The organism is Streptomyces sp. NPDC059828, from assembly GCF_042731955.1.
Lineage (GTDB): Bacteria > Actinomycetota > Actinomycetes > Streptomycetales > Streptomycetaceae > Streptomyces.
Genome location: NZ_JBHWIW010000091.1, coordinates 1 through 6,904, shown reverse-complemented (window position 1 = coordinate 6,904; position 6,904 = coordinate 1). Strand labels below are relative to the sequence as shown.

At 72.8% G+C, this 6,904-nt stretch carries 5 protein-coding genes; 2 read left to right on the top strand and 3 right to left on the bottom strand.

The window, feature by feature from the left end; translation table 11 throughout:
* Nucleotides 1–137 precede the first annotated feature (137 nt).
* Nucleotides 138–1,688 (bottom strand): bifunctional phosphoribosylaminoimidazolecarboxamide formyltransferase/IMP cyclohydrolase, encoded by a 1,551-nt coding sequence (gene purH / locus ACFV6V_RS30820; RefSeq protein ID WP_385571138.1) that lies wholly within the window; start codon nucleotides 1,686–1,688, stop codon nucleotides 138–140.
* 11 nt (nucleotides 1,689–1,699) lie between these two features.
* The gene (purN, locus tag ACFV6V_RS30815) at nucleotides 1,700–2,323 is read right to left on the bottom strand and encodes a phosphoribosylglycinamide formyltransferase (RefSeq protein ID WP_385571136.1); all 624 of its coding nucleotides are present in this window, start codon (nucleotides 2,321–2,323) and stop codon (nucleotides 1,700–1,702) included.
* Between the two features lie 287 nt (nucleotides 2,324–2,610).
* On the opposite strand from purN, the gene ACFV6V_RS30810 reads away from it, so the two are divergent.
* Nucleotides 2,611–3,435 carry a hypothetical protein gene (locus ACFV6V_RS30810; protein WP_385571135.1) on the top strand — a complete coding sequence of 275 codons (825 nt, stop codon included), beginning with the start codon at nucleotides 2,611–2,613 and terminating at the stop codon, nucleotides 3,433–3,435.
* Between the two features lie 6 nt (nucleotides 3,436–3,441).
* On the opposite strand, the gene ACFV6V_RS30805 is transcribed toward ACFV6V_RS30810, so the two are convergent.
* The gene (locus tag ACFV6V_RS30805) at nucleotides 3,442–5,187 is read right to left on the bottom strand and encodes a DUF6350 family protein (protein WP_385571137.1); all 1,746 of its coding nucleotides are present in this window, start codon (nucleotides 5,185–5,187) and stop codon (nucleotides 3,442–3,444) included.
* 129 nt (nucleotides 5,188–5,316) lie between these two features.
* On the opposite strand from ACFV6V_RS30805, the gene ACFV6V_RS30800 reads away from it, so the two are divergent.
* Nucleotides 5,317–6,822: a helix-turn-helix domain-containing protein gene (locus ACFV6V_RS30800; protein ID WP_385571134.1), complete on the top strand. Its 1,506-nt coding sequence runs from the start codon at nucleotides 5,317–5,319 to the stop codon at nucleotides 6,820–6,822.
* The last annotated feature ends 82 nt before the right edge of the window (nucleotides 6,823–6,904 follow it).

Here is a 6,904-nt window from a genome sequence, read left to right as displayed (position 1 = left end):
GGCTCCGACGGATTCGTCGGAGCCCGCCGCTGTCGTGTGTGCCGGGTCCTGAGTCCGCCACCAGGTAACGGACTTCATGACGGGTGGACGGGCAGTGCCTGTGCCAACCACATCAGCGCGTCAGCGCGTTCAGCACCTCAGTGGAAGAAGTGCCGCGTCCCCGTGAAGTACATCGTCACGCCGGCCTTCTTCGCGGCCTCGACGACCTGCTCGTCACGCACCGAACCGCCCGGCTGCACCACCGCCTTCACGCCGGCGGCCGTCAGGATCTCCAGGCCGTCGGGGAAGGGGAAGAACGCGTCGGAGGCCGCGTAGGAACCCGTCGCACGCTCAGCGCCCGCGCGCTCCACCGCGAGCTTCGCGGAGTCGACGCGGTTGACCTGCCCCATGCCCACGCCCACCGAAGCGCCGTCCTTGGCCAGCAGGATCGCGTTGGATTTCACCGCGCGGCAGGCGCGCCAGGCGAAGGCGAGCTCGGCGAGCTCGGCGGCATCAAGGGCCTCGCCGGTGGCCAGCGTCCAGTTCGCCGGGTCGTCACCGTCCGCCTGGAGCCGGTCGGTGACCTGGAGGAGAGCTCCCCCGTCCACCGGCTTGATTTCGACGGGGGCCGCGGGAGCGTCGGGGCAGCGCAGCACGCGGATGTTCTTCTTGCGGGCGAGCACCTCGACCGCGCCGTCCTCGTAGCCCGGGGCGACGATGACCTCGGTGAAGATCTCGGCGACCTGCTCGGCCATCGCCACGGACACCGGGCGGTTGACAGCGATCACTCCGCCGAAGGCCGACAGCGGGTCGCAGGCGTGCGCCTTGCGGTGCGCCTCGGCGACATCGGCGCCGATCCCGATACCGCACGGGTTGGCGTGCTTGATGATGGCCACACACGGCTCGGCGTGGTCGTACGCGGCACGCCGCGCGGCCTCCGTGTCCGTGTAGTTGTTGAACGACATCTCCTTGCCGTGCAGCTGCTCGGCCTGCGCGAGCCCGCCGCCCGCCTCGGTGACGTACAGCGCCGCGTCCTGGTGCGGGTTCTCGCCGTACCGCAGCACGTTGGAGCGCTGGTAGGTGGCGCCGATGAAGTCGGGGAAGCCGCTTTCGTCGGCCGGGGCGTACGAGGACGCGAACCAGGACGCCACCGCCACGTCGTACGCGGCCGTGTGCTGGAACGCCTCGGCGGCGAGGCGCTTGCGGGCGGCCAGGTCGAAGCCGCCCGCCCCGACGGCGCTGAGCACGTCGGCGTAACGCCCGGGGCTGGTGACGACCGCCACCGACGGGTGGTTCTTGGCGGCGGCGCGGACCATCGAGGGGCCGCCGATGTCGATCTGCTCGACGCACTCGTCGGGGCTCGCGCCGGAAGCGACGGTCTCGCGGAACGGGTAGAGGTTGACCACGACGAGGTCGAACGGCTCGACGCCCAGCTCCGCGAGCTGCTCGCGGTGCGCGTCGAGGCGCAGATCGGCGAGGATCCCGGCGTGCACGCGCGGGTGCAGCGTCTTGACCCGGCCGTCGAGGCACTCAGGGAAGCCGGTCAGCTCCTCGACCTTGGTGACCGGGACCCCGGCGGCGGCGATACGGCCTGCGGTGGAGCCGGTGGAGACCAGCTCCACCCCGGCCTCGTGCAGCCCGCGGGCGAGCTCCTCCAGACCGGACTTGTCGTAGACGCTGACCAGCGCGCGCCGGATGGGCCGCTTCATGGTTTCGGCGGTCACGGGATAACTACCTTTCGTCCCTCAATGCGGTAGCCGTTGCGGGCCAGATGCCCCACGACATCGACGAGCAGCTGACGCTCGACTTCCTTGATGCGCTCATGCAGAGCGGCTTCATCGTCCTCGTCCCGAACGTGCACCACGCCCTGCGCGATGATCGGGCCGGTGTCGACGCCGTCGTCGACGAAGTGGACGGTGCATCCGGTGACCTTCACGCCGTACGCGAGCGCGTCGCGGACGCCATGGGCCCCGGGAAAGCTGGGGAGCAGGGCGGGGTGGGTGTTCACCAACCGGCCGCCGAAGCGGGCGAGGAAGTCCTTGCCGACGATCTTCATGAAGCCCGCCGACACCACGAGGTCCGGCTCGTAGGCGGCGGTGGCTTCGCTCAGGGCGCGGTCCCACTCCTCACGGGTCGCATGGTCCTTCACCCTGCACACGAAGGTCGGGAGCCCTGCACGCTCGGCCCGTTCGAGGCCGGCGATCCCGTCGCGGTCGGCGCCGACGGCCACGATCTCGGCCCCGAAGCCCTCGGGGCCCCCGGGATCGTCGTGGATGGCGTCGAGCAGCGCCTGGAGGTTGGTGCCGGATCCGGAGACCAGGACGACGAGGCGGGCGGCAGCCACGGGGGACTCTTTTCGTGTTGCGTTTGCGGCGTGATGACGTTTGTGTGGTCATACGAATAAAACGAGTCCGGCGATACGGGGAACTCTACGAAGCCGTCGACCGTCAGCAACGATACCGGCACACCACGCGGCCCCCACGGGACGGGGGCGTGGCCGGGAGGTAGCGTCTGGGGCAGGGCTCATCCGCATACGGAGCCCGAGTACAGCGGGTACTCAGCGGTACTCAGCAGCAGTCCAGAGGGGAAGTCACTCGTCACATGCCGTCCACGCCGGTCCGAAACCGTCGCATGGCTCTCCGCTCCCCGCTCTCCCGCGAGCGGGGCTCCCTGATGCCGGGGTCCCCGCTGCTGCGGGAGCGCCAGTCCACGGAACCGGCGGAGGGGTCCGCAGACGACAACCCCTTCGCACCGCCGCCTGAGGGCTCCCCCGACCAGCCGTGGCAGCCGCGGCGGGGCGCCGGAGATCACGGCACCGGTGGTGGCGAGGGCGACGGCGGGGACGATGACGACGGCCGTCAGGGTGGCCGGCGTCCGTCGTCGGGCTGGGGCCAGTGGAGCAGCCGCCAGCCGGGGCGCTCATCGGGTGGCTTCGGCGGCAGGCCCGGCGGGCAAGGCGGACAGGGCGGCTCCGAGGGCGGCCCCGGAAGCAGTCTGCGCTGGGACCCGACGGACCCGGCCCAGCGTCGTGCCCGCTACGCGCTGCTCGCGGGCATGTGGGCCTTCTTCTTCGCTCTCTTCGACCTCGGCGAGATCGCCCTGCTGCTCGGCGCGCTCGCGCTGTACTGGGGCGGCAGCTCCCTGCGTGCCAAGGCACGCCGGCAGGCCGCTGCGCCGGCGGCGGGAGCAGCGAGCACGGCGGGCTCCGTGGGTGCGGCGGGTGGCGCCAGCGCGGGGGCCCAGGCAGGCGGGGGCAGACCGCAGGTCACGGCCGCGGTCAGCGGCATGGTGATGGCGGTGGTCGCGCTCGTGATCGTCGCGATGACCTTCACGATGCAGCTCGTCTACCGCGACTTCTACACCTGCCGCGACGATGCCCTCACCAAGTCGGGCCAGCTCGCGTGCAACGACCTCCTGCCCGATCCGCTGCGCAAGCTGGTCGGCGTCCAGGAGTAGGCCAGGTCAGGGCCGGCCGCCCTGGCCCTTAGAGTCGGTGTCCGGGGCAGCACCCCTTTCCGCGTGTACGTCCGCGTCCGGGGCACCCGCGTCCTCACCCTTCACCGCACGCGTGTCGGTGTCCGGACCGCCCGTCCCCCTTTCTGCATCCGCGTCGGTGTCCGGGCCTGCCGCGGCCCCGTGCGTGACCTTGGCCGGGTCGGACGCATCCAGGTTCACGGCCGGGGCCGGGTCGGACGCATCCAGGTCCGTGACCGGGGCCGGGTCGGACGCATCCAGGTCCGTGACCGGAGGTGCCGGCTCGTCCTGCTCGGGTGCCTCCGGCTCGGCGACCGTCGCGACGGGCTGGGGCGCGGCACCGGCAGCCGGGCTCGGCGGCCCCGGTCTGCCCGCTACGCCCCGCACCAGGCCCAGGAGCCCCTGCACCGCCCGTTTCGAGGCAGCCCAGCAGACCTCACGCGGGTCGGGCCTGCTGTCGCCGGTCGCCTGACGCATGTGCCAGGTGTGTGCGCCGACCGCGATCGGGATGCCGACGGCCGCCGTCCAGCCGAATGCCGCCGCACCCGTGAGCCACCAGACCGGACCGAAGTCGGCCAGTCCCGCCGTCCCCAGCGGCCCGCCCGCCCAGGCCGCCAGCAGCGCCATGAGCACCGCACACAGCGCGGCGGCGAGCAGAGCGACAACGGCTGTCTCCCGGCGTCCCCAGGCCGCCTCCCGGCCTCCGCCGTCCGCCGTGCCCGCCTCGCGCGCCGCACGACTCGTGCACCACGCGACGGCACCGCCCGCCGCCACCGGAACGGCGGCACACGCCCAGATCAGCGGCGCCTCCAGGCCCTGCGCCGGTACGGCGGCGAGCAGCGGGAAGTGGGGTGGCGTCGCACCCTCAGCGACCGCGAGAGGCGCCGCGGTGCCGGCCGTACCCAGCGCGAAGCCGGAGCCGAGGCCATAGGCGGCGCCCCAGACCGCCGCGTTCGGCACCAGGATCAGCGCCAGCACCACGACCGCGAAGCGCCCCGGCCAGTCCGCCGCGAGCCGTACGAGCTGCTCCCCCGCGGCTTCCGCGTGCCACGCCAGGGACGCCGCGAACAGCAGGGCTCCGCCGGCGACCAGTGTCGCGGTCGCCGCACCCGCGGCGCGGAGCGCGACGAGAAACCGGGTGCGCGTGCCTGAGCCGCGCAGCCCCGCGGGAACCCACGCGGGCAGCGGCCCGAGCGGCCGTCCGCACGCCGTCCAGGCACCCGCCGTGGCTGACAGGACGGTCACGGCGGGCAGGTGCAGCGCCGCACTGAGCGGTTCGGCCGCGAGGGCCCCACCGGTGGAGTACATCGCCACCGTCGTGGCGATCAGCAGATAGCCGCAGGTCACCCCGGACACCACAAGACCCACCGCACCCCGGGCCCCAGCCCCTGACTCGAGCGTGTCGCGTACCGCGCGATGTGCCGACCAGATGGGCAGCACCACCAGCAGCAACGGCACGACCCCGACGGGCGCGGGGGCGCCCGAAAGGGTCTCCGCCCTGACCAGTTCCGCGCCATGTGCCAGCAGCCACAGCCCGGCGGCCACGTGCAGCGCCCCGCGTGGGCCGCTGTCCGGATAGGGCGAACTGATCCACATCAGGATCACCGGGACCGCCAGCGCGCCGAAGCCCAGCCCGGCCGCCATCACACCGCGCAGTACGGCCGCCATGAACAGGACGGCGGGTGGCCGGGCGCCCTGTACGGCCACCGCTGGGACAGGGCTGTGGTGGGTCATCTCGGTCACCCGGCCATGCTGCCAAGATGGCCCGTTCTATCCGGGTAACAGGCAAATAGCCGTGGTGTCGCGGAAGATACTTTTATGTACTGTTCGTAACGGTACCGTCACCGACCCCATGGAGCCTCCATGAGGCGAAGCGCCCCGGACCCTGCCGAGAACGCCCATCACGCCGTGAACGCGAAGACCGCGAAGAACGCTGACGATCTGCCGTCACCCAAGGAACGACGCAGGCTGCGCGAGTCGAAGTCCCTCAGCGAGGAGGAGCTCGCACAAGCCGTCGGGGTCACCCGGGCGACGGTCCGGTCCTGGGAGACCGGCCGGACCAACCCGCGCGGACGCAAGCGGGAGGCGTACGCGAAGGTACTCGCCTCATACCAGGCGGAGCTCACGGCGAAAGAGGAGGCCAAGGCCCAGGCCGAGCGTGAGGCCCGCTGGGCGGAGGCCACCCGTGGCGGGAACGACGCCGGCGGGCGGGGCGGCACCGAGGACACCCTGGAGCTGCCGAAGATCGACGCGGAATACCCGCCGGCGGCGCAGGCCCGGCAGCAGCCCGGGAAGACCGCGGGAGCCGGGGACCAGCCCGGGAAGACCGCGGGAGCCGGGGAGCAGCCCGGCAGAACGAGGGAGCCCCGGAACATGAGGGAGCCCGGCAGGACCGGGGCCTCCGGAAGCACCGGCGGCCCTGAGCGCGCGCCCGAAGCAGCGGCGCACGCCTCCCGGCGCGGGGACCGCGGCCATAGTCACCTGGCACAGCTCGCCGCCCAGCTGCTGCGCCCTTCGCCGTACCCCGTGGGCGAGCCTCCACCCCGGACTGCCGAGCAGGCGTTCGACGTGCTCTACCGGCGCACGGTCTCCTGTCTGGTGCGCCAGACCTACCTGCTCACCGGCAACAGGGATTTCGCCCTTGAGGCGGTCGAGTACGCCTTCCACCGAGCCTGGCAGCGCTGGCCGGAGGTGGCTGTCGACCCCGACCCACCGGGCTGGCTGCGGGCGGCGGCATACGAGTACGCCATGTCGCCCTGGCACCGGCTGCGCCGGGGCAACCCCTCGGAGCCCGACCCCCCGGAACACCAGAAGACTCCCGGCGACGCCGGTGGCTCAGCACGCCAGGCACTCCGGGACTCCCTGCTCGCGCTGCCGCCCATGTACCGACGCACCCTGCTGCTGTACGACGCCCTCGGCCTCGACCTCCCCGAGACGGCCGCCGAGACGGAGGCGAGCACCCCGGCCGCCGCGACGCGTCTGCTGAACGCCCGCGCGGCCGTCGCCGAGCGCATCCCGGAGCTGAGGGAGCCGGACGCGCTGCACGAACGACTGGCCGAGCTCGCCGCGGCCATACCGGCACCCGAGCCCGCACCGGCGAGTGAGGTGCGGGCGTGCAGCGAGAAGCGCACGCAGTTCTGGACCCGTGCCTCGTACGGGCTCGCCGCCGCCGTGCTGGGGGCCTCGCTGCTGACGATGATCTTCGGCAGGGCGAGTTACGAGGCTCCGCGCAATCCAGGCCGCTCGGTCGGCGGGGTGCCGTCGAACCCAGGGCCCATGGCCGAGTCCCCGGGCAGTCCCGACCTGCGGTTGACGCTGCGGGAGCACCCGATGAAGGGACCGGCACGCCTCACTCCGCGCACCGGCTGAGCCGGAGCGGGCCTGCGCAAGCGCACACGGCACGCAGAAGGACACGGAAGAACGCGGCGGGACGCGGCGAGGGCCCGCACCC